The sequence below is a fragment of the Enterococcus hulanensis genome (assembly GCF_005405485.1).
GTDB lineage: Bacteria > Bacillota > Bacilli > Lactobacillales > Enterococcaceae > Enterococcus_A > Enterococcus_A hulanensis.
Map to the genome: position 1 here is coordinate 151,063 of NZ_BJED01000008.1, position 24,550 is coordinate 175,612.

A 24,550-nucleotide genomic window follows, 5' to 3' on the forward strand; every position below is an offset into this window, starting at 1 on the left:
ACATCCCGCCTTAAATATATTTCTGGATCATTTCTTCGATCGCCTCTTTAGTACAATCATCTTTAGCTACTTCGTCAACTTTTTCACCATTTTGGTAAATTGAAATGACCGGCAGACCTAGGATTTTATGCTGGATACAAAAACGACGAACTTTTTTTTGTGAGGTATTAAATTTTGTGAAACGGAGTTTTTCCCCGTATTTGGCGTGCAACTCTTCTACATCAGGCATCAAAGCCAAGCAGTTTTCACAAGTCTCGCCCCACCAGTCTACTAATACTGGCGTGTCTTGTTCCAATACTTCTGCAGCAAAATTATCAACAGTTAATTCAATCATGTTACGGGTGCCTCCCTTTTGATTTTTTCTACATATTTTTGAGCTGAAAATGCCGCGGTTGCACCATCACCAGTAGCGGTCACAACTTGGCGCAGAACTTTCGGACGCATATCTCCGGCTGCAAAAACACCTGGGATTTGCGTACACATCGCTTCATCAGTGATCATATAGCCGTATTCGTTTAATGGAATTTTTCCTTCATAAAGCTTCGTGCTTGGCACATTGCCGATAAAGACAAAGATACCGAATAGTCCATCGTCTTCATCTGCTTCAAATCGGGTTAACTCGTCGGTTTTCGTATTGCGGATCGTCATAGCTTCCACCATACCATCGCCTTCGATATTTTCCACAACTGAGTCAAAAATATATTCTATCTTTTCATTGGCTTTGGCTTGCTCAACAGCGATCGCGTCCGCAGTCAGATCACTTAAATTTTGAATGATCGTCACTTTACGAGCAAATGTCGTAATGAACATTGCTTCTTCCACCGCTGAATTCCCGCCGCCGATCACAAATACTTCCATGTCTTCGAAAAAGGCCCCATCACAAGTTGCACAATAAGAAACACCTTTTCCGGCTAATTCACGCTCGCCCGTACAACCGATTTCTCTGGGAAAAGCGCCATTAGCACAAATAACTGCATGTGCTTCGTACACACTGCCGTCATTACAAGTAATTTTTTTGACACTGCCTTCAAGATCCAAGTCTGTCACTTCTTTGCGCAGTTGAATCTCGGCACCAAATTGTTTCGCCTGGTCTGCCATTCGCCTGATCAACTCTGGACCTGAAGTTTCTTCATCCGTTGATTTGATTGATCCAGGGAAATTCGCAATTTCATGAGTCGAAACAATTTGACCGCCTAATTTTGTTTTTTCTAAAAGCAGAACATTTAAGCGTGCTCTTGCATTATACAAAGCTGCTGTTAATCCGGCTGGTCCGCCGCCGATAATAATTACATCGTACATTTAGTTAGCTCCTTTCATCTCAATTAACCGCCTGAGTGAATATCACTCAGGCAGTCAACAGTTATTCAAATACCGTTTGTTCATCTACAGGTGTTGTTAATGCCTCTAACGCTTTTTCAACGATCCCGCGACGAAGCTTTTGCTCTTCCTTCAAGCTTAGGCTTGGATTTCCTAATGGATGAGGAATCGCGACAGCTGGAACGATTCGGTTCGCACCTACTGTTTGTGAGATTGGAACCACTGTACAAATATGAACCACAGGCAGACCTGTTTTTTCAATTTCTTTTACCATCGTTGCACCGCAACGAGTACAGGTTCCTCAGGTGGATGTCAAAATAACAGCATCGACACCATCTGCTAATAATTTTTGTGCGATCTCAGCCGCATATTTCTTGGCATTGGCAACGGCAGTCCCGTTCCCTACTGTCGTGTAGAAGTAATTATGCAGGCTGCCGATCACGCCTTCTTTTTCCATTTTTCTAACTATATCTAATGGCAATACTCGGTTAGGATCTTGGTTTGCATACACAGGGTCATACCCACCATGAGCCGTTTCGTATGAGTCAGCGGTCAAAGTATCAACGTTTTCAATAGAATATGTTCCATACTTCGAAGCACTACTCGATTCGATTCGATCTGGGTTGCCTTTAGGAACAATCCCACCGGAAGTTACAAGCGCGATCTTCGCTTTCGATAAATCACTTATCGCGGTGGCTGGCGCGACGTTATCAAATTCAGGCATCGGATATTCGGTCGTAAATTCTTGTTCATTCAACTTACGTACCAGCATATCCACCGCTCTAGCAGAGCCGCGTTTTTCATCCTGAAAATTCTTTCGATAACGAACAAAGTAATTATCCGTTTCCGGTGAAACTTGTTCCTTCTTCAACAATTTCAACGCAAGACTTGCAAGTACAGGTACTGCTTTTCTCATACCCGCCGCACTATTTCTAGTCGGTACGATATAAGCACCCTTTTTGTACATTTCAACTCCAGGGTTTTCTTCATACATCCCCGTCACAGCAGGGATGCCCAGTTCAGTCATGACCGCTTGAGCAACTTCGCCGCAAGCAATGCCGTATCTGCCGGCGTTAAAAGCCGGACCCGCAACAACAATATCTGGTTCAAATTGTTTGATTCGATCTAATACATCTTTTTTGGCACTATCCAAATTCTCGTTAAAGAAACTGTCGCCGCACACAACGGTACCGACGATTTCTGCTTCATCACCAAATGAATTCATAAAAGCAAGACCTGGTCCTACTACTTCGGCTTTCGAGAATGGTTGGATATCCGCCTTTTCTTCACCACCTATACCAGCGTAAAACTGGTTAATGTAGTGAACAACTTTAAACTTAGTCATAAGACGCTCCTTTACTGGTTAGTATTTGGCGTATTGATTCCTCATTTCGGACACTTCTTCAATGATGTCATCAACATCTAAAACCATTTCCATCATGCCGATCTGCTCTTCAAAAACATCTGAGTCGACAACTTCTTTAAATTCTGGCTCTACAGCGTGATATACAGCTAAACCTAGCTGTTCATTGGTCAATGGACCGGCATACGTAGGGTCTCCGTTAGTTACAGTTTCAGCAGCTAAACCAGCTGCTTCTCCTTCGGCAGCACCGATTAGAACGACGACGTTCTCTGCTCCGAAGTTTTCTGCTGCTTCTTTTACTCTACGTTGATTCTCTAAGTCCATTGCCCCAGCGGCCGTTCAGACGAAACATTCTGTTGATGAGAATATTACGTCAGCGCCGGTACCTTCAATACAAGCTTCGATAGCTTGTCCTGGGATACCGTCACGGTCGCCGATCACTAAGACTTTTTTATTTTTTAAATCTAAAGTCATTAGTATTTCCTCCCTATTATGTTTTAAACGCCTTTTGCAGACATTTTGTTAAAACCTAGTTCATTTGTTGCACCGGTAATTGCCTGGATTTCAACTTCAATCGTGCCATCGTCTTTCAGACTGCCGTCAAAGCCGCCTGCGATCACATCGACATAATCTAATTGCCCAATCAAGCGATCCATTTTTGGTAATTGGATCGTTTCATTTGCGTTTCCGCCAGTGACAACTGCAGTTGCTAATTTATCTGCATCTGCTAATGACTGGCTAGCACCATCTCTTCCAGCATATTCATCTGTAACAATTACTGTTTTGATTCCTTTTTCTTCGACTTTTTTACAGTTCATGATCAAGTCCGTATCAGGATTCCCAAAGCCTTCTTGGGAAATAATCACCCCGTCTAACCCGAGATATTCGCTCAATTTCGCGACAAAATCGCTGGAACGGTGTTTATCCTTTAGATAGACTGTTTCATTTGTGACGATCACACCTAAAAAGTTAATCTCTTTACCGTGTTGTTTGTACAAATCAGCTATCACCGGATTATTTAAGTGATGATACGTCGTGTTCTTGTCACAAGCAGAAACACAGTTTCCGCTGATGATCGCGCCATCCATTACTTCTGTTGGATAGAGGATGGTTGGTACGATGTGCTTCGCATCTGTGCCGTAAACATAAGTATCATGAAGCAATCCTTGTGTTTGCAGCATATAAACATACCCAATTTTCGGCAGATCTGGATATTGCTGAATCTGTTCTAACAGCGGCAAAGTCTCAAATGTTTCAATGGTATCTGGTTCGATCATTTCACCCAGCTTGCCGATATAATCAGCTGTTTTCAGTCCTGCAAAACGAGCCGCTTCTTCATATAAATGAGGATCTAACTCTTCTTGCGGTTTCAAGACTAAACAAATTTCGATTAATTGTGAGAACGGCGTCAGTTCAGAGCCAGGTCCTTGCATATCCACAATACCTTCTTGAAAACCAACGATTTTCCCCACGGTCATGACACCGCAGCCTTTTAATACATGAGTACGTCCGCTTCCCACAACATCTACTTTGTTGATAACACCTGGGAAAATACCTGTTGTTGAATCAACCTTGCATCTTGGTTCGATCACATCTTTAACTGGTGTGATGCGAACACTGTCACCTGGTTTAGCGATTTCGATCTTGCAGTCAGCTAAACGATCATCTGTTAAAACCAACTCTTTGATTTTTGCCGGATCGAGATACAGCGTTCCATTATCGACTTTCTCTTCTTCACCTAAAACAACTTCTTTGATTTCGATGTTTCCAATTTCGAGTTTCATTTATTCACCTCAGTTCTGATTAGTTGCAAGACGCTGAACTTTATCGTGCCACCCCCATTCTGTCCAACGTACTTTGCGCGATATAAAAGTCTACAAAAGCAAAATCTTTGAGTACCGCTAAGGACCAATTAGGGCGCTGCTTATTTTTGATAAACTTTTCATAGACGGCTATCGCTGATTCGATATATTCTAAACTCTCAATATCAATGTATTGAGAAGTGGTCTCTGCTGCAAAAATCGTTTTATAATAGGTTTCGTTTGGTTTGATACTGCCGCTTAGTGGATGTGACAGTAAGCAGACGTGTTTTTCGATTATCTGTCGCTTCACTTCGTCCAATACGTCTCCGTATGAACCTTCCACATAACTAACCTCGCCTAACTTTTCTTTTACCATTGGATTATTCGTTATGATAAACATCTATTCACCAGCCTTTATTGTGCTTATTTTCACATGATGATTTTTCACTTTACTCCTAGAAAGCATTAACAGCCATAAAAAAGGGGACAACGACACACTGTGCCGTTGTCCCCTGTTCCTAGCCTGAGAGATTCCCCCCTTTCAGGGGTTGCTCCTTCGGCGCATTTCTGCTCTCCAGAGTTTCATCCAATTGCGGTCCATTTACCTGAGATGTTCACTGCAAAATCAGCAAATTTTACAACTTATACCTTCGGTGGCAGTAGCTTCTGCACTCTCCCGCAATCTTCTTGAATATTTATGTAAACGCTTTCTATAATTAGATGTTAACAATTTCACGAATGAATTACAAGAAATTTTTTTAAGCGATAAAAAAATAAATCACAGTCTTCTATCACATAAAGAAAAAGATTCACTATTTGAATTCCTTGCCATTCCTAGTTTGATAGCACTCGACGACTAAATAAATAAAATCGTCAAAAAAAAGATTTTTTTTGAATAACAATAGTTAAAAGCAAGTGAATAACAAAACTTATTGTCTTCTCATTTTCCAGAGGATTACACCATAAATAATCCCTTCGAATGTTCAAACAACGCAGTGATCATTAGATGATTCTTTCATCATGATCCGCCTAATAGTGCCAAAGGTTCTTTGATAAACTGAGTGTATAATGTTTTTATTTTCTTTGAGACAAAAGTAAGCGCTGAAAATAAACGGCTTGTCAGTGACCGCCATTCTTTTTCAGTAAAATACTCCTCAAAATATTTATAGTAGCGGCGCAAAGCCCGAGTTGATTTACTATTAAAGAAGATATGGCGAACAAGATCTTGATGGAAAAAGGAAAAATCGGCAATTCCTAATTCATCACGCACTTGAAGCGCTATCAAATATTTAATAATCGATTCTTCATCTCCAGTTTCTTCGTAATACGTCATCATTCTTTTTTCTAGTGTCTTTCTTTTTAAGGTGAATATCTGATTTGCAGTAAATGGTGAATTCGTCATGAATTTCCCTCCTTTGATTTTGTCCGGTGATCACGCCATGACTATAATCCCAAAGAATAATGGTTGTCAAACACGATTTTTTACAAAATGTGGAATTCACAAATGAACAATCCTGAAAACTCAACAATAATTGAACGAAATAAAAATTTATTTTTATTTTTCGATGTTGGCGATTAAAAAATAAAAAAATTCACTAATAACAAGCTATTTTAATGCTCTCGAAATATTGATTTATATGGAATTAACTCAGTCTCAACTGTTGTTTTTATCAAGCGGAAAGAGCATTTATGCTTCCACTTCTGCAGGCTTAACTTTAAGCTGCTATTTTCATAAGCATTTTTTTTAACGATTGTTCTGACAACGTGCTATTATTTGTAAAAAAAAGCAGGTGATTCTCATGACAAATGAGCAATCAAATCAAGTTTTCAAAATCTCTGAGCTAGATAAAGAGCTTCAAAAATTTATCTTGAAAGTGGACACAGACTTAACAGCAGCGTCTACTATCTCCCATATAAGCCTTTTGAATTTTCGCTTTCAATACATCAATCAATTATTAAAAAATGAAGTTTCCACCTCTAAGCAGTTTGATCATGAATTAAAGCATAAAATTCGTACGCAGCAGGTTCACATTAAAAATGTTAATGATGCTTTAAAGACCAAGGAAACATTTGGTCAAAGGATTGCAGACGGCATCGCGAAATTCGGCGGGAGCTGGACTTTTATTATTGCTTTTATTTTTATCTTAGTCGCTTGGATAACCTTGAACACTTTACCGTTATTTTTTGAACCATTCGATAAATTCCCTTACATTCTATTGAATCTAGCCTTGTCATGTTTGGCCGCGATCCAAGCACCCATCATCTTAATGAGTCAAAATCGCCAAACTGAACGTGACCGAGTTGAGGCGGATAACGACTACGAAGTGAACGTTAAATCGGAGGTCGAAATCCATTTACTTCATGAAAAAATTGATTATTTGATGGAATCAAAATGGCAGCATCTAACTGAATTACAGCAATTGCAGATCGAACTTTTACAAGAACTGATAAAACAGAATCAAAATTTTTTAGAAAATGAAAAGAATAATAAGTGAACAAATAGACCGATAAGCTCCTATATCTGATAGAAGTTTATCGGTCTATTATTTGCTGACAGCTTTTATTAGAGAGTCTATTTAAATATCCTAAACAGAGTTTTAGTTATTTTATTAATAACAGAGTTTCAATTAATATTGTTTTTTTAAAGATAATACTTTGTTCTATCTTCGCTTAGAATATTTTCCTTGTAGCCATACAAGCCCTCTTTGATAGCAGCGATACTTTCTTCAAAAAGATCCTTCATGTCAAATTCTATACCTAGATAAACATTTTCAAGTTGGCCATAAAAATCGATGAAATTTGCTTTGTTTACTAAATCAGCTGAATCAAGTCCATAGTATGTCAGAACTTTTTGGACAAATTCCTGATCAAAACCTTCCTCATAATCATACATCAAGCAAACAAATTCCATATCACGATCATAAATTGCGACATCTCCAAAGTCTATCAATCCGCAAATTTTATCATCAGCTTGGTCATAATATACATTGCTGGCTCCAAAATCATTATGGATCAAGCTTTTTTGATACTGAAAGTCCTGCTTTAGCAGCTGATGATAAACCTCGTCAATCTGGTGTTGGACCGTTTCCTTTAGATGGGGATAGGCAGCTTTTTTGATGATCTCATATTCATAGGCGGCTTTTACCTTTTTATTTACTTCAAGTCCTTCGATTTGTGTTGACAGCTCAATCTTGTGCAGCGCCTTGAAGAAAGCTGCCAGCTCCTTAGCCATTTGCTCCTTTCGTTCATTCGTTAATGTTGCCAATAGCTCAGCATCCAGAGGCACACCTTCGATTTTTTCGTGCCCAGCAAAAGTTAGTTGATTCGGCTGATCCGACGTTCCAATAAAACAAATCGCTGGAACTTTCAGCGGCACTTTATCCTTTATTTCCTTCAGTACGATAGCTTCCTTATAAAGATTTCTCGCCGCTCTGGCATGACGGGGGAATTTAAATACGTAAGCCTGGTTCAGCAGAAAAGCCTCACTGTCATAACCCGCACCCAAAAACTCAATTTCTTCGATCACTAAATCAGGATATTCCTGCTTGATCTGTTTAACTGCTTCTAATTTATCCATTGGTCACCTCATCTTTTAAATCTAAGCGCAGATACAACACCTCAAAAGGTAAATGTGAAAAATTTTGGGAACAAACAATTTGATAACCCATTTTTTGATACCAATTTTTCAAATCCCTATTTTCTTTGATGATTCCGATATTGATCGTCTCCATCTGGTCGTTATAGGCAATCTCCTTTGCACGATTCAAAATAAGCTTGCCGTAATTTTTACCTCGTTCAGAAGGAATAATAGAGACTTTCTCTAAATCCGCTTGCTGATTCTCATGATAGACTAACTCAAAAAAGCCGATCATTTTCTTTCCCAAGTAAACACCAAACAGCTGACTACCATTTTCCAGATCGTTCATTAAATGTTTTGCTTGTGTAAAGGCTCCGTTGGTTGGGCAATTATCGATTGTTAAGTCAAAATCATTGGCCGTAGCCGCAAAGCTTTCTCGAATAACATGAGCCGCAGTCTCTAAATCATCCTTATTTAAAAGCCCAATCGTCACTTTTGGAGCAAATAATTGGTCACTATTAAACAAAACCAGACCAGTCAAAATGATCACTCCGCCAACAATCGTTGATACATCAGGAAATTCTTTAGCAATGACCAATCCTAGGACCGTCGTCAATAGCGGTGTCACGTACATATAATTACTGACTGAAGCGATATTTTCAGCGACTTCAAAGGCCTTTGTCCATGAAACATAAGCGATCGCGCTTGATAAAATTCCCATGATCAAGACAAGAATCACTGAATTGAATGAGATCCCTTGTACCTCATTGATCGTTTTAGGCAAAAAAATCGCCAGCATAATCGTTCCGGCAAAAATACTCATCATCGTACTCTGAATCGCCGAGTACTTTTGGACTAATTTCTTTTGCAGCAAGTTGTAAGCTGCGAGTAATACCGCCGCCAGAAAAAGCCAGTTCAGACCATTACTGATCGTGAACCCCTTACTTAGAATCGTAATGATCAACACACCCAGAAAAGATACACCTGTTGCGAACCATTGCTTCACGGTAATTTTTTCTTTATAGAACAACCGCGAAAGTAATGCTGTAATCATTGGTACTGTCGCGATGATGACACTGCTGGTTGCCGCGTTCACCTCTTTGACTCCTTTGTTGAAGGCGATCATATAAAAGAAAAAACCAGCCGCTCCAGTCAAGAGGATCATTCCCAAATCTTTTGATTCAACCTTTCGTAATTTCAAAAAAGGAATCAAACATAGTAAAACGAGCGACGCAATCAAGTAGCGTAAAAAGCCTAACGCTTCTGATGATATTTCCCGCATCACCAGCCGTGACAATACAAACGCTAATGACCAGCAAATAATCGTAATGCCCGCGTACACATGGAAACTGAAATTCTTTTTCATTTTTGGCCTCCTTAAAGAATTGTTTCTTCCTCTAACCACTTTAATTAATTCAATCATACAGGGAAAATAATGCAACGACTACCCTGAATTAAAGAAAGCCCACAAGAGTAAACTTGTGGACTACTTTTGGTATTCAGTTAACTGTTCTTTGAACCAGGTCAAATTTACTTCATGATGTCGTTTGGAATTCTCCATCATTTTTACAAAATTAGGACGCAGCTGCTCTGGTGATTGCAGTGCAAGTTCGATCAATCGGATTTTTTCCTGCGTCTGTTGGATTTGTTTTACCAATAACTGCTCCATCTCATCGGAGCCTGCCTGATCAACAAACAGCATCGGCGTATAAAACGGAAAAATGATTGGATCATTTTGACTGCCGTATTTCATAAACAGCCGTTCAAATTCTTTTTCACCTAAATCCGTCAGGACATAGCGATTTTTTTCTTTCTCACTAGGCTGCCCATTTGTCGGTACTTTTCTGATCATGCCCTTTTCTTCAAGCTGCTGCATATTATAATAGAAGGAACCCTTCGTAAAACGAACAAAATATTGGAAATAATTAGCTTGCATATCAGCCAGCAATTCATAGCCATAGGACTCTGGCTTTTCTTTCAGCAAACCTAAAATCAAAAGCGGAATCATCTTGCTGCTCCTTTCACTTACTTGGTGATCTCAGTAAATTTTTCTATAAAATTCTGATAATCCAACTTCCCGAGTGCAAAATCGCGACTCAATAAATAGATTTTTTCATTTTTCGTCGTTGCTCGACCATAAATCTTGCTGAGCTGCTCGTCTTCATTTCCCAAGGCCGTAGAAATATCGGCCTTCTTCGCAAAAGCTTCGTAATATCGAATTCCGAATTGTCGTTGTGATTCTCCATTGATATGAATACCGTCTGGATTGGCTGTCAGGTTCTCCGCGCTGACCAAATAGCAATTTTCTAATTCTGAGACAACTTTTTCTATCTCTTGATTGATTTCCTCAAATTCCACCGCACTTAAACCAAAACCAGTTTTTCCTAAGAAGGTCGGAAGTGTTCCAACGATGATCGGCAATTCCGGCAGCCCAAGCTCTTGTCGAAAATGTTCGAAAACTGCTTTTAATTTTTCAGCATATTCTTTATAGCGCCCATTTAAGCTGTCAGTTTCACCCTGATGCCATAAAATCCCGATCAATTCACTAGATTCCATCGCAAATTTTGCTTCACTAAGTGCATGTCGGCTCAGAACTTGATCCGACGCCCATTCATCAATCGAACTTCCGCCTTCCGCGCAGGGGATCAAACCTAATTTCTCAGCGGGATGATCTTGTGACCAAGCGGCGGCAAAAGATGCGGCTGGACCAACACCGGCAACTTCTCGATCTGAATGAATTGGTTCTGCCATCATTTGCCAGCGGCCATTGCGCAGCATCTCGATATTTTCATTATAAATAGCTGGAACTTCACTTAGATACCCACGTCCTGCCATATTTGATTGGCCAATCAATAAAATTGATTTCATTTTCTACACCTCAATTTCTTTTCTCTGCACACTATAGTCTAATTAGACTATAGTGTCAATCATCAGCCCACAAAAAAGCCCCTCTATAATAGAGGAGCAATAAAATTATTCTGTAATCTCTTGAAAATTATGATCCAACCGTTTAGTTTTATTCGCGAAATCATAGTATGCTGGTTTGCGATCATAAAACAATTGCAAGCCAAAATCTGCAACTTCGATTATTTCCGGGAATAACTCTGCATTAAAACAATAATGATCTCGCCCTAGATGATGCCAATACAGATACGTACCACAAGTCGAACAGAAACACCGCTCAACCTCTTCACTAGAACGATAGCGAGTCACTGAATCCTCCACCACATTTAATACAACATTTTCACTTTTCTCCGGATCGATACCCATTACCGGTCCAGCTGACATTTTACGACACATATCGCAGTGGCAACTGTAAATAAAATTTCCATACCGTTTGATCGTTATCTGATTTTTTCCACACAAACAAGTTCCCTTTACATTTTCCATCCTATCTCTCCTCACTCTTTTAATTAAATTATAGCAGATTTTAGAGAACTGTTGTTCGTTTCAGTTGATTAACTCTCAGATTTTTTACCAATTTAGCTCTATGACGCTCTGGTATCGACTAAGTACTGATCCATTTTTAAAATGGAATTCTCAAAAAAAAGAACTTCCAAATAGGAAATTCTCAAAAATAATCGATGACCATTTTTATCTCAGAACCGCTGCGACTTCCCCAACTTGCTTCTCGCCTAAATGAACGGAGACTTCCTTATCTTTCATTTCTGGGAAAACAACGATTACGATGTTGTCTTTATTTTTTTCTGCTAGAAAAGCTAGATCGACCTGAACTAATGGGTCGCCTGTTTTTACTTTTTGGCCTTCTTGGATCGACGAGCTAAAGCCTTCGCCGTTCAGCTCCACAGTGTCCAGTCCAATATGAATCAAAACGTCTAATCCATCTTCAGCCTTCAATGTCAGCGCATGCAAAGAAGGAAAAACTGATTTGATTGTCCCTTTAACCGGTGAACAGATTTTTCCGTCTGATGGTTTGACGGCAAAGCCCTCCCCCATCATTTTTTCGCCAAAGACCGGATCGCTTACTTCTTTTAGCTCAACTACTTCTCCATTTACAGGTGTGTTGATCTCGTTGCTTTTACTTTTGAATAATCCAAACATTTTTGTGCTCCTTTCTACATTGTTTAAAGTACCACTTACTTTTTTCCATTGCCCTTAGTGTATAATACAAAAGTAAGGATTTTATTAATTTTTTTAGGAGGCGCAGGAATGGATCTAGAATTGATTACTAAAGGAAAACAGCTATCTGATAATGATCTGGCAATCTTGACTTATTTAGCTGCTCATATAAATGAATTAGACGGCGTTTCATTGAGAAAAATCGCCGCAACGCTTTATACTTCACCAGCGACCATTGTACGTTTAGCACAAAAACTGGACTTCTCTGGATATCTAGAGCTGTTTTACTTTTTAAAAAATCAATACCAGCCACAAAACCAATTCGTTGAAGCCACAGTGGATATCTCTATTCCTACAGAAAGGATCGCTCCTTCGATCCAAAATATGAAGCAAATCTATCAGAAAAACCAAGGAAAGTTCATTACGATCTATGCCACTGGTTTTTCAAGTATCATTGCCGAATATCTTTACAAAAAGCTGCTGGTAAACGGCATTAAGACCCTTTTTGTGAATGCGGCAGATTCTTCAGGGATCATCAACAATAACGCCGATACTATTAGTATGCTGATCGTCATTTCTAAATCCGGCGAGACTCAAAAGGTCATTGAAAAAATGCAGTTTTCACAGGATCGCAACATTCCGACGATTTTATTTACAGGAAATAGTCAATCGCGGGCGACGGAAGCTGCGACGATTATTTTTGAAGTTGCCGATGAACGTCCGCTTGACAGTCAAAATATTAAATACAACAGCTTTTTCGGTAAATCACTACTACTGATGGAATATATCGTTCAAGAGTTTACCAAAACAAATTAATCAAAATAATTCTCTGCGATCTGATCATAGGCAGCATGATTGCTTAGATCTGGCAGAAAAATCTGCTGACTCTCTTCAATCATCAATTCCGGCTGTTCTAATAAATAGTACAAGCCAAAAATTGGTTCATTTTGCTGGGCATAGCAGCATTTCACGCCAAAAACATCTGCTGCTAATTGTCCCAGCTCTGTCGTTTGGAAAAAGCCGCCGCTGACTGAAAGCTCTTCGCCTTTCGCGACTAATTCAACTAGTCGGCGGATATTCAGCAATACTCCCTCCACCACGCTTCGCAGCATATCGTTTCTCGTATGCTGCAAAGTCAAATCATAAAAGCCGCCTTTGATTTCATTGCTCCAATAAGGCGCCCGCTCTCCATTCAAATAAGGCCAAAAGCGCAGCCCATTTGCCCCAATCTCCGTTTCAGTCAACAACTTCGGCAACCTCTCATAAAATCTCGCTGGATTTTCCGTTAAATGATTCGCCGCCCAAGCTAATACAACCCCGCCATTATTTGAAGGCGCTCCGCTAACCAATAAACCTGCTTTTAAATAGTAGCAAAAGTTTTGCTTCTTCTGATCCAATTGAATGTCTTTTGTGATTTGACGAACCGCGGCGCTTGTACCGATCGTCAGGCTGGCAGTTCTTCCGGTAGAATAATAGCTGGCATATGCAGCTAGCGTCCCATCACTTGCGCCGATAACGACTTTTACATCTGGTGTAAATCCAAACAAATCACGTTTGTCAGGCACCATTTCGAAGCTTTGATCCGTATCAACCAATGGAGCCAACTGCTCTGGTTTAACTCCAAGAAATTCAAGGATCTCTTCACTCCACTGTTTTTCCCGCAAATCAAAAAGCCCCGTCGCAGAAGCAGTCGCATAATCAATCACCGCTTCTCCGGTAAAATACTTCATAAGCAATTCCTTGATGCCATACCAATGGATTCCTGCTGGATAGATTTCATTTTCTTGAAAATACAGCAGCTTCGCAAATGTTGACATCGCGTGAATCGGCGTACCAGATAGCTTATAAAAGTGTGCCGCTAAATCCATTTGCTTAAATCGGTCAATACTCGTCGCCGCTTGAAGGTCAGACCATAAAAAGATTTGCTTTCTGCCATCATCAGGCATCAAGCTATGCATCGCTGTACTGAAGCTAATCGTCCTTACCTGCTGACGAAGCTCTATGGGGATCGCTAGCAACCCTGCTTGTAAAATCGTTAGAAGTTCATTTCCATCTTGATACTTTATCCGATCGTCGCCATAGGTTTGGAGAAGTAATTCACTCGAATAAAGCAGTTCGTTTTCTTTGATCAGACCTAGTTTGATCGCTGTCGTTCCAATATCTATTCCTAAAAATACTGACAAAATCATTCATCCTTTACAATGGCGTGTCCGCCAAACTGATTGCGCAATAATGCGACAAGCTTCTCACTTATCTTATCACAATCCTCCGAAGCAAAGCGCGTCATAAGCGACTGCGTGATCACCGGCAGATTCACTTTTAATCTCAAGGCTTCCTCAACTGTCCATTTCCCTTCACCTGAAGAAGGAATGACTCCTGCTATTTCAGTCATCTCTTTAGGCTGATGATAGATTTTTTCAGTTAACTCCATCAACCATGATCGAATCACTGAGCCATGATTGAAGACTTGAGCAACTTCAGCCAGTTGAAAATCATAAGGACTATGATGCAGTAAGTTGAAGCCTTCACCAATCGACTGCATCATCCCATATTCAATCCCATTATGAACCATCTTGAGGTAATGACCGCTGCCAGCCGGACCAGCATGAATAAATCCTTTATCCACACACAAATCGGTAAACAGCGGCTTGAGTTCAGCAAAAATTTGCTGGTCGCCTCCAATCATCACACATGCACCATTTCTTGCTCCTTCTACTCCGCCAGAGGTTCCGACATCAAGAAAGTGAACGCCTCGCTGCTGACAATACTCAAAATTTTTTAAACTATCCTGATAGTGAGAGTTTCCAGCTTCGATCACAATATCACCCTCGTTCAAAAAATCAGCAACAGTCATTACCATATTATTTGTCAAAATTCCTGCCGGCAGCATCAGCCAAACGATCTGCTGCTTTGTTTGCTCCGCTAATAAGCTTTCAATATCAAAATAGAAGCTTCCACCCATTTTTTGTAGTGCTTTAGCGATACTGGGATCAATGTCAAAGCCCTTTACTTGATGCTGGTGCCTTAATAAATTTTCGGCAATCCCCATACCCATTTTACCTAAACCGATCATTGCGATCTCCATCATTATTCCTCCTGCTTTTTAGAAAAAGGGAACCTAACGACAACGAATTCGCTGCCGTTACGTCCCTAAAAAAATTAATGTAATTCTGGCCAAGTATCACCGTTTTCGGCAATTAAATCATCTAATAGTTCTTTGGCAACTTGTGCACTTGGAACCGTTTTGGACAAGGTCAGGGCTTGCCACATCTTTTGATAGCTGTTTTCCACGTAGGCTTCGACCACTAATTTTTCAACCGTGACCTGCTGGAACATCAATGCCTGTTGGAAAGCTGGGATTTGACCTTGTGCTAAAGCTTCCGGTCCATCTGTTCCGACGATACATGGGACTTCCACCATAGCATCATCCGGGAAATTGGCGATCGCACCATTATTTTCTACGATCATCACCATACGTTCATGGGTATTGAAGGCGATCGCACGCGCTAGATCGACGATAAAGGTCGCGTGAGCATCAATGTCAAAGGCAATCCCTTCTGCTGAACCATTTTCGCTGATTTGGCGCGCATGATCAAAAACATTCTTCTCCCGACCCTGCATGACTTCATTCGCCCGTGTAAATTCTGGATGATCCTTCATGTGTTCAAAGACATAATCTGGATACAAGTAGTATTTTAAATAAGTATTTGGCAAGTACTCTGGCGTTACCGCTAAAATATCTTTTGCTTTCTTATGTGTTTCCTGCCAGCTGGGATCTGTATGCTGGGTGTCTACTTCGATTTGAGTCAAATAGCCATGTTCAGAAACATAGTCGCGAATCTGATCAATGTATTCATGACCTTCCTTGTCCTTGACGCTGGTCCACCAACCGAAATGATTTAGACCAAAGTAGCGTACTTCTAATTCTTCTGGTGTTTTTCCTACGATCTGTGACATCCGGCGTAACGTTCCTACAGGCATATCGCAAATATTCAATACTTTGGAATCTGGCCGCAGCACACGACACGCCTCTGCAACGATGGCTGCCGGGTTAGAATAATTCAACATCCAACAGTCTGGTGAATATTTTTCCATGTAATCAATGATCTCCAACATTCCTGTGATACTGCGCATACCGTATGCGATTCCGCCTGGTCCGCAGGTTTCTTGTCCAAAGACTCCGTGTCGCAATGGAACTTTTTCATCCTTTTCACGCATCGCATATTTGCCAACACGAATATGCGCCATACAAAAATCAACATCTGTAAATGCCGTTTCCGGATCAGTCGTATATAAGAATTCAATCTCTGGTGCTTGTTCCTTCAATAAAATTTCCAGGGCTTCGCCTAAAATGCCTTGCCGATCTCCATCATTGTCATATAATTTCAATGTCCTTAATGGAAAGCGATCCAGATTATCTAACATCATCATGACGATCCCTGGAGTAAACGTACTCCCGCCGCCAGCAATTACTACTGAGAATTTCTTCATAACTATTCGTCTCCTCCACTATCTCTACCTAAATATTTTTCAAGCTTTTCTCGTACTTGCGGTACAGTCAAACCGTAAACCACATGCACATTTTCACCATTGCTGATGACACCTTTTGCTTGGGTCTGATTTTTCAGCAAGCCTTCATTCACTAAAGCCGGATTTTCCAACTTTAAGCGCAAACGCGTATAACAATTATCGATTGTTTTGATATTTTCGGCGCCGCCTAATCCCTCAACAATTATTCCTGATAATTCATCATCCGAAGTTGGAGCTGCCAATGCGCCATCAGCAGGTCCTGCCGTCTTTTTCTCGTTATATTCTTTTTTCGAATAAAGCTTCGTCTCTTGGTCACTATCTTCTCGTCCCACTGTTTTAAAATTGAATTTGACGATTAAGAAGCGGAAGATAAAATAATAGATAAAGAAGAAAGCAACACCGACTAAAAGATAAATCGGCCATCGTGTCTTTTCAGTTCCTAATGGAATGTTGTACAGCAGAAAGTCGATAAACCCATTCGGACCGATCGCCCGCGAACCAAAAATATTCAAGGCAACCATACTCAACCCGCTTAACGCTGAATGAATCACGAATAATGCCGGTGCTACAAACATAAATGAAAATTCAATCGGTTCAGTCACTCCAGCGATAAATGAGGTCACTACTGCTGGAATCAAAATAGCTTTTACTTTAAATTTATTTTCTGGTTTTGCCGTTTGGTACATCGCCAAGCAAGCCCCAATCAAACCAAACATCTTTGAAATTCCTCGTGCATCCCAGATGACACTTTGTGATAAAACTTTGACCGCTGGATCAGCAATTTCCGCAAAATAGATATTTCGCGCCCCTTCAAATACCTGCCCGCCGACTTCTGCCACACCGCCAAGTGAAGTATATAAAAACGGTGTATATATCAAATGATGCAATCCAGTTGGGATCAATAATCGTTCCAATGAACCATAAAGGAAGATACCAAAGTTTCCTGTCCTTTGGATCACACCGCCCAACCCGTCAATTCCTTGCTGAATGACTGGCCAGATAAATGAAAGTGCAATAGCCGCCAGCACTAATACTGGAATCAACACGATAAAGACAAATCGTGCACCGCCGTATACTTGAAAAGCATTGTTGAATGTCGTATCAATAAAACGATTATGGATCACTGCAACGACGATCCCAAGAATAATTCCTAGAAAGACTCCCATGTCCAAGACTTGAACTCCTAGAACTAATGCCTGTCCTGAACCCTGCAGCTGATCCGGAGCAACCAGCATATCTCGCAGCTCCATAAATTTGTTCATCGCGTATAAGAACACTAAATAACCAAGTAAAGCAGTAAAGGCCGCCTCCGCTTTTTTCTTATTTGCCAATCCTAGAGCAATACCCACACAGAAAATGACTCCTAAATTTGTTAAAACTGGTAATAAAGCCGCGGATAAAATACTGCCAAAACCCATCGTGATCGGATTATCTAAAAAGCCGAACATCTCGATCAATCGCGGATTAGTAAAAACGTTTCCAATTGCAATCAAGATACCTGCTATCGGCAAGATCAGCACAGGCACGAACATTGCTTTAGAAAATTTTTGCATGCTATCCATGATTTTTGCTTTCATCATTCTATCTCCTTCTTTTTGTGATGTGTTCAGTATACGGGGCACACTTGCAAAAATAAATGGATACCGCTTACAACTCAACTGGTTTCATGATTTGAAATATGTTTCATAGATAAGATAAGAAAGGCTTCGCGAACTCGCTCAGCTTTTGAGCACCAAGTAGGTACTGTTCCACATCAGCTCCAAAGACCAATCGCTGTGTCTCACAGCAATAAGACCAAAATATTTCTAAATTGCTTCTCAAATTTCGAAATATTTTTGCTTATTGCCGATATGCTAGTTCTGCTTAATGCTAATTTAGCAGCAACTGGCTGGGTCACACCGTTGTGTAGAAAGGCTAGTTCGTGAAGCCAGACATGGATATACCCGCTACAAAGCGATTTATTCATGTGAAAATTTTATACTTTCTTTATAAAAAATGAGCTTCCTAAAATAGGAAGCTCATTAAACTATATCTATTTTGAAACCCGTATCAGACCACCACATCGATGGATTCGTCTATAGTTTCTTCTTTTGTTTTCTTTGTATCTTTCGTTCGCTTGCCGCGATTTACGATCGCCACCTGCATGACGATACAAAGGAGCATCAATAACCCGACAAAAATCTTCGTCCACCACGAGCTGAGGGTCCCTTGAAAATCTACCATCGTACGAATCACACCCGTAATTAAGACACCTATCACCGGTCCAATCAAGGAGCCGACACCACCAGTCAATAACACCCCGCCGATTACACAAGCAGCGATAGCGTCCATTTCTAACCCCTGAGCATGCAAGCCATAGCCCGATAATGTGTAAAAGCTGAACATCACACCAGCCAATGACGATCCAAAACCACTTAAAGAGTAAATCATAATTCTCGTGCGATCCACCGGCAGGCCCATCAAGATTGCCGACTGCATGTTGCCGCCGATGGCAAAAACGGTTCGGCCAAATTGAGTATATTTTGACACATAGATACAAGCAAGTACGAAGACGATCGCAATCAACACATTCAGCGAAATAAAGTAACCCGGCAGCAAATAGATTTTAAATTGCGACAGCTTATAAAACGTATCATCCGTAATCGGGATCGACTCGATCGAGATCAGATAGCAGACGCCGCGGGCAAAAAACATTCCGGCAAGCGTAACGATCCAAGGATGCATCTTGAAATATTGGATAAGAAAGCCTTGAACTGTTCCAAATGCAATACCAATTAATAAGCAAAGGACGATTACAATAAAAGCATTCAACCCTTTTTGCAGCAAAGCAGCCGCAATCATCGACGTCATTGCGATCACTGCACCAACGGACAAATCAATACCGCCTGTTAATATTGGAAAACAAATCCCACAAGCCAGCACGATTAGATGGGCATTATTGATAAATAGATTCAAAACAACCCGCAATGATAAAAAGCTAGGATACATCACTGAGCCCGCCAAAAACATCAAGAGGAAAATTCCAATGGAGGCCAACAACGGAATATTAAAATTACCAAGCTTAATTTTCAATCGAAACACCTGCCTTTCTTTTCTGCTTCATTGCTGTCGACCATTCTTTCATTTTTTCAGAAGAAAGCAGCACCACAAATATTACCACGATCGCTTTGACTACCATGATCGTCTCTGACGGAATCCCAAAAGTAAAAATAGTTGTCGTCAAGGTTTGGATAAACAGAGCACCGACTACTGTTCCGCCAAGATAGAATTTCCCGCCATCCATCGACGTGCCTCCCAATACAACTGCTAGAATCGCATCAAGCTCCAACATCAGTCCGTTATTATTTCCATCTGCACTAGAAACATTTGCGCTATCCATCATTCCGCTCAATGCTGCCAGCACACCACAAATTATGTAGCATATCCATAAAACTTGCCGCGTATTGATCCCTGCATAGCGAGCGGATTGCTCATTAATCCCGACCGATTCGATCGACAGCCCTAACGAAGTCTTTCTTGTCAGCAGATAAACACCCAGAACGATCAATCCCATCAAGATTGCTGGAAAAGGGATTCCTAAAAAATAGCCTCGGCCAATAAATGAATAGGAAGTCTTTCCTAAAGTCAAAATTTCACCGCCGGAAATAATTTGAGCAAACCCGCGACCGACTGTCATCAAGATCAACGTTGCAATCATCGGCTGGATATTCAGTTTAGCTACCAAAAAGCCATTCCATATCCCGCAAAGACAGCCCACAATTAGACCTGCTGCAATTGCCGCAACAACCGGAGTCCCAATTGTCAGTAAATAAGCAGCGACCATCGCTCCCAAGGCGTTGACTGAGCCGACCGAGATGTCGATGCCTCGAGTTGCGATTACTAAACACATCCCGATTGAAACGATGACCAATGAAGCTCCACGATTTAAGACATCGATCATACTTCCATATAAGTGTCCGTTATTAATCGATAATTTGAAAAAGTTCGGTGAAAATATTAAGTTGAACAGTAAGATCAGTAATAGACCGACTACTGCCCACAGTTCCTTGCGTTTTAACAACCGTTTGAGTTTTTCCATTACGATACCTCCCCGGCAATAGCGCTCATGATATTGTTCTCAGAAATTTGCTCCTCAACCAATTCAGCCACTGAAAGCCGATCTCTTAGCACGATGATCCGATCGCAGCAGCGAACCATTTCCTCATACTCAGAAGAAATGAACAAGATCGACATCCCTTTTCTGGAAATTGAAAGAATCAGACTTTCAATTTCCCTTTTTGAACCAATATCGATTCCCCTCGTCGGTTCATCCAAAATTAGAAGCTTAGGATCGGTTACCAGCCAACGAGCCAATAACACTTTTTGCTGATTTCCCCCCGATAACTCACCAACTTTTTTATCGGCATCTGGAGTTTTGATGTTCAATAGCTTTATATATCTTTCAGCAATCTCTTGCTGCTCTTTATAACCGATTCGTTTCCAGCCCCGTTTTGCCTGCAAAGACACGATGATATTTTCACGAATACTCAAATCAGCCAAAATCCCTGAGACCTTTCGATCTTCAGAACAAAAGCCGATATTTTCTTTGATAGCCTTTTGCGGGAACATTTTTTTAATATGATCATTATCGATGTAAAGAACACCTTCATCAAACTCTTGTGCCCCAAACAACAGCTCGGCTACCTCGCTTCGACCAGAACCCAAAAGCCCTGCTAAACCTAAAACCTCGCCTTCACGAATCTTCATGGAAAAATCATTGATCACGCCTTTTTTTGTGACATTCCGCATTTGAATAAAACTCGTTTGCGGATAATCGGTGGTTTTCCTGAATGCCCGAGAATCCTCATCCTTGAATTCTTGACCAATCATTTTAGTCACCAAGTCGATCTGGCTTAGTTCATTTGCAGGATATTCTCCAATCCAGCGGCCATTTCGCAGTACAGTAATTCGATCAGAAATGGCATAGACTTGATCCAAGAAATGAGTTACGAACAAAATGGCCATTCCATTATTTTTCAACTCGCGAATAATCTCAAATAATTGCTCTACCTCATTGCCGTCCAAACTAGATGTCGGCTCATCTAATATCAAAACCCCGGCCGACATATCTACCGCCCGTGCGATTGCAATCATCTGCTGAACGGAAACAGAGTAGCTGTCGAGTGTTTGCGTTACATCTACATCAATCTTCAATGTTTCTAACAGCTTCTTAGCATCCTCATTCATTTTCTTCCAATCAATCTTGCCCAGCTTCTTTGGTTGTCGACCAATATAGATATTTTCTGCTACCGTTAGATTTGGACACAAATTGATTTCTTGATAAACCGTACTGATGCCGGTCTCTTGTGCTTCTTGCGGTGTCTGCGGTTCAATTTCTTGATTATTCAGTACAATCGTTCCGCTGGTTTTAGGATAGACACCGGTCATTACCTTGATCATGGTAGATTTTCCGGCACCATTTTCGCCCATTAACGCGTGGACCTCACCTTTACGAAGCTTGAGCTTTACATCATCTAATGCCTTTACCCCGGGAAATTCTTTCGAAATATGCTCGAGGGAAAGGATCACTTCATTTTCCATGTAGGGATTCCTCCTTTTATCGCGATCCATAAAGTTTAAAAAAGGAATAGAGCGACCTCTATTCCTTTTTAAGTATTAGTAAGGTCTTGGTAGGTTTTCTTCTGCGTTCTTACTATCAAAGATACCGTTTTCGACAAATACTTCCTTCTTAACTTTTTCGCCTTTGGCTAATTTTTTAGCTGTTTCGATGATGTCTTCTCCGTATAACGGGCTGCACTCAACTACACAATTGATCTTTCCATCGACAACTTGTTCCAATGCATCGTTAGTTCCATCGAAGGAAATGACTGTAATATCTTTTCCAGGTACTTTTCCTACCTCTTCGATTGCTTGAATTGCCCCCATTGCCATATCATCATTTTCCGAGAAGAGTACATCAATGTTATCGCCATTCGATTTCATGAAGGCTTCCATTACTTCTTTGCCTTCCGCACGAGTGAAGTTACCAGACTGCTGTTCAATGATTTTCCAGTTTTTGTGTTTCTTGACTCCTTCCGTAATTCCAGCCGTACGTCCAACTTGCGCAGAAGATCCGGTGGTCCCTTGCAGATGGGCGATATTCAATGCATCGCTTTCTTTGCCCGTTTCCTTCAACTGGTCTTCTAGCCATTTAATTCCTCTTTCACCTTCATCTTTAGAGTCGGTTCCGATCCAAGCGCTGTACAAGTCGTCGATCTTCTTGCCTTTCATCTTCCGGTCAACGATCAATACAGGAATATTCGCATCCTTCGCTTCTGTCAAAACAGTTTCCCAGCCAGTTTCCACAACCGGAGCCACTGCGATTACGTCTACACCTTGTTGAATGAAGTTACGAATAGCCGAAATTTGGTTTTCTTGTTTTTGCTGTGCATCAGAGAATTTTAAATTGACGTTCGGATCATTTTTCGCCGCATCTTGAACTGATTTCGTATTGGCTGTCCGCCACTGACTTTCAGCACCTAATTGAGAAAAACCGATAGTAATTTTTTCGTCTTTCCCTTTTTTAGCACTAGAGCCATCTGTAGAACCGCCACCGCCACCACAACCAGCTAACAATGTAGCAACTAATGTAAGTGACAAGAACGCGCTGACCAAATTTTTCTTTTTCATCATTTTCCCTCGCTTCTTCTTTTGATGAGTTAATCATAAAGCGAAATTGAAAACGCTACCATGGATCATTTATGCTAAATTCCTTTAAATATTTCAGGCTTTTCCCTAAACTAAAAAATAAACGTCAGAGAACCTTGATTATTTTTAGATAGTTCCTTAAAAAAATTTCGATTTGCTATCTTTGGTATATTTTTTTTCATACAATATAGGTAAGAATAGTTGAGGATTTGAGGGGAAGAAAAATGAAAAGGGTTTCACTTTTAATAGTACTGCTTTTACTGCTTACTAGCTGCTCTGCTGGAAAATCCAAGTCAGGTACAGATAAGAAACAATACGTGATCGGTTTTTCTCAGATCGGTGCGGAAAGTTCTTGGCGGGAACGTAATACCGAATCGGTCTTAGACGCAGGAAAAAAAGCCGATTATAAGATCCTTTATAAAAATGCTAACCAAAGCCAAGCAGAGCAAATCAAGGACGTACGTTCCTTCATCGCTTCACGCGTTGACCTGATTATTTTGACCCCCATTGTGGAGACTGGATGGAAGCACGTCTTAGAAGAAGCTGCTGCGGCCGACATTCCGGTTGTTATTAATGATCGGCTGATTTCAGAGGAGGATTCTCACCTTTATCAAACTTTTGTTGGTCCAAATGTGCCTATTCAAGGAATTCAAACAGCCGACTTTCTAAAAAAGAAATTTAAAAATGTTCCTGCACCGATCAATATCGTCGAAATCCAAGGAAGCAAAGATGCTTCACCAGCTATCAGCCGGCATGCTGGTTTACTGGAAGGTATAAAGGATGATACTCGTTTTCAAATGATTGCTTCCGTTCATGGCGACTTTATGCTCTCCAAAGGCCGCGAGGCAATTAAGAATGTGGCCAAATCTCATGATCTTCGACAAGTGGATGTGATTTACTGTCACAATGATGATATGACCGACGGCGTAGTCTCCTATTTAGAAGAAACGGATATCAAACCGGGAAAAGACATTATTATTTGCAGCGTTGACGGTCAGCAAAGTGCGATTAATCTGCTAAAGGCTGGGAAAATCAACTGCGTAATCGAATGTGATCCAAATATGGGTGAAATGCTTTTTGAGGTCGTAACTGCTGTATTGGAAGGAAAAGACGTTCCCAAAGAGAACTTTACTACCGGAAGGATTTTTTCTGAGTTTTCTGAGTTGAATAAAATTGAGGAACGAGGGTATTGAG

24 protein-coding genes and 2 riboswitches are annotated in these 24,550 nt (G+C 40.7%); of the genes, 3 read left to right on the forward strand and 21 right to left on the reverse strand.

The features are described 5' to 3' along the window. Positions 1-10: 10 nt before the first annotated feature. The 7 genes from trxA to FFR60_RS10745 all read right to left on the reverse strand — a co-directional run bounded on the left by trxA (position 11) and on the right by FFR60_RS10745 (position 5,884). Positions 11-334: a thioredoxin TrxA gene (trxA, locus tag FFR60_RS10715; protein ID WP_137664153.1), complete on the reverse strand. Its 324-nt coding sequence runs from the start codon at positions 332-334 to the stop codon at positions 11-13. Continuing rightward, complete coding sequence (locus tag FFR60_RS10720; protein ID WP_137664154.1) at positions 331-1,299, reverse strand: NAD(P)/FAD-dependent oxidoreductase; 969 nt, start codon at positions 1,297-1,299, stop codon at positions 331-333. Before FFR60_RS10720 ends, trxA begins: the two co-directional genes overlap by 4 nt. Before the next feature lie 61 nt (positions 1,300-1,360). Beyond that, positions 1,361-2,662: a glycine reductase complex selenoprotein B gene (gene grdB / locus FFR60_RS10725; RefSeq protein WP_137664155.1), complete on the reverse strand. Its 1,302-nt coding sequence runs from the start codon at positions 2,660-2,662 to the stop codon at positions 1,361-1,363. 18 nt (positions 2,663-2,680) lie between these two features. Beyond that, positions 2,681-3,154, reverse strand: coding sequence for a glycine/sarcosine/betaine reductase complex selenoprotein A (grdA, locus tag FFR60_RS10730; RefSeq protein WP_088932293.1), 474 nt, complete (start codon positions 3,152-3,154; stop codon positions 2,681-2,683). 23 nt (positions 3,155-3,177) lie between these two features. Then, entirely contained in the window at positions 3,178-4,464 is a 1,287-nt protein-coding gene (locus FFR60_RS10735; protein ID WP_137664156.1) for a glycine/sarcosine/betaine reductase component B subunit, read from the reverse strand. A 40-nt stretch (positions 4,465-4,504) separates the two neighbouring features. Further along, positions 4,505-4,882, reverse strand: coding sequence for a GrdX family protein (locus FFR60_RS10740; protein WP_137664157.1), 378 nt, complete (start codon positions 4,880-4,882; stop codon positions 4,505-4,507). A gap of 110 nt (positions 4,883-4,992) precedes the next feature. Further along, positions 4,993-5,062: riboswitch (glycine riboswitch) on the reverse strand. A 3-nt stretch (positions 5,063-5,065) separates the two neighbouring features. Next, positions 5,066-5,171, reverse strand: a riboswitch (glycine riboswitch). A gap of 329 nt (positions 5,172-5,500) precedes the next feature. Continuing rightward, a complete protein-coding gene (locus FFR60_RS10745; RefSeq protein WP_137664158.1) occupies positions 5,501-5,884 on the reverse strand; it encodes a hypothetical protein in 384 nt (127 codons plus the stop codon). Between the two features lie 397 nt (positions 5,885-6,281). Between FFR60_RS10745 and FFR60_RS10750 the strand changes: the two genes are divergently transcribed. Continuing rightward, complete coding sequence (locus FFR60_RS10750) at positions 6,282-6,977, forward strand: DUF1003 domain-containing protein (protein ID WP_137664159.1); 696 nt, start codon at positions 6,282-6,284, stop codon at positions 6,975-6,977. A gap of 146 nt (positions 6,978-7,123) precedes the next feature. On the opposite strand, the gene FFR60_RS10755 is transcribed toward FFR60_RS10750, so the two are convergent. From FFR60_RS10755 to FFR60_RS10780, 6 genes are all read right to left on the reverse strand, one after another. Next, a complete protein-coding gene (locus tag FFR60_RS10755) occupies positions 7,124-8,059 on the reverse strand; it encodes a phosphotransferase family protein (protein WP_137664160.1) in 936 nt (311 codons plus the stop codon). Next, positions 8,052-9,425 (reverse strand): GNAT family N-acetyltransferase, encoded by a 1,374-nt coding sequence (locus FFR60_RS10760; protein WP_137664161.1) that lies wholly within the window; start codon positions 9,423-9,425, stop codon positions 8,052-8,054. Before FFR60_RS10760 ends, FFR60_RS10755 begins: the two co-directional genes overlap by 8 nt. A 120-nt stretch (positions 9,426-9,545) precedes the next feature. Further along, positions 9,546-10,067 (reverse strand): PadR family transcriptional regulator, encoded by a 522-nt coding sequence (locus FFR60_RS10765; RefSeq protein WP_137664162.1) that lies wholly within the window; start codon positions 10,065-10,067, stop codon positions 9,546-9,548. 17 nt (positions 10,068-10,084) lie between these two features. Next, complete coding sequence (locus FFR60_RS10770) at positions 10,085-10,927, reverse strand: sialate O-acetylesterase (protein WP_137664163.1); 843 nt, start codon at positions 10,925-10,927, stop codon at positions 10,085-10,087. 105 nt (positions 10,928-11,032) lie between these two features. Next, positions 11,033-11,449, reverse strand: coding sequence for a GFA family protein (locus FFR60_RS10775; RefSeq protein ID WP_137664164.1), 417 nt, complete (start codon positions 11,447-11,449; stop codon positions 11,033-11,035). 204 nt (positions 11,450-11,653) lie between these two features. Continuing rightward, on the reverse strand, positions 11,654-12,121 hold the full coding sequence (locus tag FFR60_RS10780) for a PTS sugar transporter subunit IIA (RefSeq protein WP_137664165.1): 468 nt from the start codon (positions 12,119-12,121) through the stop codon (positions 11,654-11,656). 108 nt (positions 12,122-12,229) lie between these two features. On the opposite strand from FFR60_RS10780, the gene FFR60_RS10785 reads away from it, so the two are divergent. Next, positions 12,230-12,955, forward strand: a complete 726-nt coding sequence (locus tag FFR60_RS10785; protein ID WP_137664166.1) for a MurR/RpiR family transcriptional regulator — start codon at positions 12,230-12,232, stop codon at positions 12,953-12,955. Here FFR60_RS10785 and FFR60_RS10790 read toward each other — a convergent pair. The 8 genes from FFR60_RS10790 to FFR60_RS10825 form a co-directional block, all read right to left on the reverse strand. Further along, entirely contained in the window at positions 12,952-14,328 is a 1,377-nt protein-coding gene (locus FFR60_RS10790) for a gluconokinase (RefSeq protein WP_137664167.1), read from the reverse strand. The genes FFR60_RS10785 and FFR60_RS10790 overlap by 4 nt on opposite strands. Then, positions 14,325-15,224, reverse strand: a complete 900-nt coding sequence (gene gnd / locus FFR60_RS10795) for a phosphogluconate dehydrogenase (NAD(+)-dependent, decarboxylating) (protein ID WP_137664203.1) — start codon at positions 15,222-15,224, stop codon at positions 14,325-14,327. The genes FFR60_RS10790 and gnd overlap by 4 nt, the downstream gene beginning before the upstream one ends. Before the next feature lie 74 nt (positions 15,225-15,298). Further along, complete coding sequence (locus FFR60_RS10800; protein WP_137664168.1) at positions 15,299-16,630, reverse strand: 6-phospho-alpha-glucosidase; 1,332 nt, start codon at positions 16,628-16,630, stop codon at positions 15,299-15,301. A gap of 2 nt (positions 16,631-16,632) precedes the next feature. After that, positions 16,633-18,246, reverse strand: coding sequence for a PTS transporter subunit EIIC (locus FFR60_RS10805; RefSeq protein ID WP_137664204.1), 1,614 nt, complete (start codon positions 18,244-18,246; stop codon positions 16,633-16,635). Positions 18,247-18,718: 472 nt separating this feature from the next. After that, a complete protein-coding gene (gene yjfF / locus FFR60_RS10810) occupies positions 18,719-19,750 on the reverse strand; it encodes a galactofuranose ABC transporter, permease protein YjfF (RefSeq protein WP_249354986.1) in 1,032 nt (343 codons plus the stop codon). After that, complete coding sequence (locus FFR60_RS10815; protein WP_137664169.1) at positions 19,731-20,747, reverse strand: ABC transporter permease; 1,017 nt, start codon at positions 20,745-20,747, stop codon at positions 19,731-19,733. Before FFR60_RS10815 ends, yjfF begins: the two co-directional genes overlap by 20 nt. Further along, complete coding sequence (locus FFR60_RS10820; protein ID WP_137664170.1) at positions 20,747-22,249, reverse strand: sugar ABC transporter ATP-binding protein; 1,503 nt, start codon at positions 22,247-22,249, stop codon at positions 20,747-20,749. The genes FFR60_RS10815 and FFR60_RS10820 overlap by 1 nt, the downstream gene beginning before the upstream one ends. A 75-nt stretch (positions 22,250-22,324) precedes the next feature. Beyond that, a complete protein-coding gene (locus FFR60_RS10825; protein ID WP_249354987.1) occupies positions 22,325-23,341 on the reverse strand; it encodes an ABC transporter substrate-binding protein in 1,017 nt (338 codons plus the stop codon). 239 nt (positions 23,342-23,580) lie between these two features. Between FFR60_RS10825 and FFR60_RS10830 the strand changes: the two genes are divergently transcribed. Next, complete coding sequence (locus tag FFR60_RS10830) at positions 23,581-24,549, forward strand: ABC transporter substrate-binding protein (protein WP_137664171.1); 969 nt, start codon at positions 23,581-23,583, stop codon at positions 24,547-24,549. The last annotated feature ends 1 nt before the right edge of the window (position 24,550 follow it).

What these genes read in the sequence shown, in the direction of transcription:
- FFR60_RS10825 (WP_249354987.1), bottom strand. Translation starts at nt 23,341, where the DNA reads ATGATGAAAAAGAAAAATTTGGTCAGCGCGTTCTTGTCACTTACATTA.
- FFR60_RS10770 (WP_137664163.1), bottom strand. Translation starts at nt 10,927, where the DNA reads ATGAAATCAATTTTATTGATTGGCCAATCAAATATGGCAGGACGTGGG.
- FFR60_RS10760 (WP_137664161.1), bottom strand. Translation starts at nt 9,425, where the DNA reads ATGAAAAAGAATTTCAGTTTCCATGTGTACGCGGGCATTACGATTATT.
- FFR60_RS10765 (WP_137664162.1), bottom strand. Translation starts at nt 10,067, where the DNA reads ATGATTCCGCTTTTGATTTTAGGTTTGCTGAAAGAAAAGCCAGAGTCC.
- FFR60_RS10790 (WP_137664167.1), bottom strand. Translation starts at nt 14,328, where the DNA reads ATGATTTTGTCAGTATTTTTAGGAATAGATATTGGAACGACAGCGATC.
- FFR60_RS10780 (WP_137664165.1), bottom strand. Translation starts at nt 12,121, where the DNA reads ATGTTTGGATTATTCAAAAGTAAAAGCAACGAGATCAACACACCTGTA.
- FFR60_RS10750 (WP_137664159.1), top strand. Translation starts at nt 6,282, where the DNA reads ATGACAAATGAGCAATCAAATCAAGTTTTCAAAATCTCTGAGCTAGAT.
- FFR60_RS10815 (WP_137664169.1), bottom strand. Translation starts at nt 20,747, where the DNA reads ATGGAAAAACTCAAACGGTTGTTAAAACGCAAGGAACTGTGGGCAGTA.
- trxA (WP_137664153.1), bottom strand. Translation starts at nt 334, where the DNA reads ATGATTGAATTAACTGTTGATAATTTTGCTGCAGAAGTATTGGAACAA.
- FFR60_RS10820 (WP_137664170.1), bottom strand. Translation starts at nt 22,249, where the DNA reads ATGGAAAATGAAGTGATCCTTTCCCTCGAGCATATTTCGAAAGAATTT.
- FFR60_RS10720 (WP_137664154.1), bottom strand. Translation starts at nt 1,299, where the DNA reads ATGTACGATGTAATTATTATCGGCGGCGGACCAGCCGGATTAACAGCA.
- FFR60_RS10830 (WP_137664171.1), top strand. Translation starts at nt 23,581, where the DNA reads ATGAAAAGGGTTTCACTTTTAATAGTACTGCTTTTACTGCTTACTAGC.
- FFR60_RS10805 (WP_137664204.1), bottom strand. Translation starts at nt 18,246, where the DNA reads ATGAAAGCAAAAATCATGGATAGCATGCAAAAATTTTCTAAAGCAATG.
- FFR60_RS10800 (WP_137664168.1), bottom strand. Translation starts at nt 16,630, where the DNA reads ATGAAGAAATTCTCAGTAGTAATTGCTGGCGGCGGGAGTACGTTTACT.
- FFR60_RS10755 (WP_137664160.1), bottom strand. Translation starts at nt 8,059, where the DNA reads ATGGATAAATTAGAAGCAGTTAAACAGATCAAGCAGGAATATCCTGAT.
- FFR60_RS10735 (WP_137664156.1), bottom strand. Translation starts at nt 4,464, where the DNA reads ATGAAACTCGAAATTGGAAACATCGAAATCAAAGAAGTTGTTTTAGGT.
- FFR60_RS10740 (WP_137664157.1), bottom strand. Translation starts at nt 4,882, where the DNA reads ATGTTTATCATAACGAATAATCCAATGGTAAAAGAAAAGTTAGGCGAG.
- gnd (WP_137664203.1), bottom strand. Translation starts at nt 15,224, where the DNA reads ATGGAGATCGCAATGATCGGTTTAGGTAAAATGGGTATGGGGATTGCC.
- FFR60_RS10785 (WP_137664166.1), top strand. Translation starts at nt 12,230, where the DNA reads ATGGATCTAGAATTGATTACTAAAGGAAAACAGCTATCTGATAATGAT.
- FFR60_RS10745 (WP_137664158.1), bottom strand. Translation starts at nt 5,884, where the DNA reads ATGACGAATTCACCATTTACTGCAAATCAGATATTCACCTTAAAAAGA.
- FFR60_RS10775 (WP_137664164.1), bottom strand. Translation starts at nt 11,449, where the DNA reads ATGGAAAATGTAAAGGGAACTTGTTTGTGTGGAAAAAATCAGATAACG.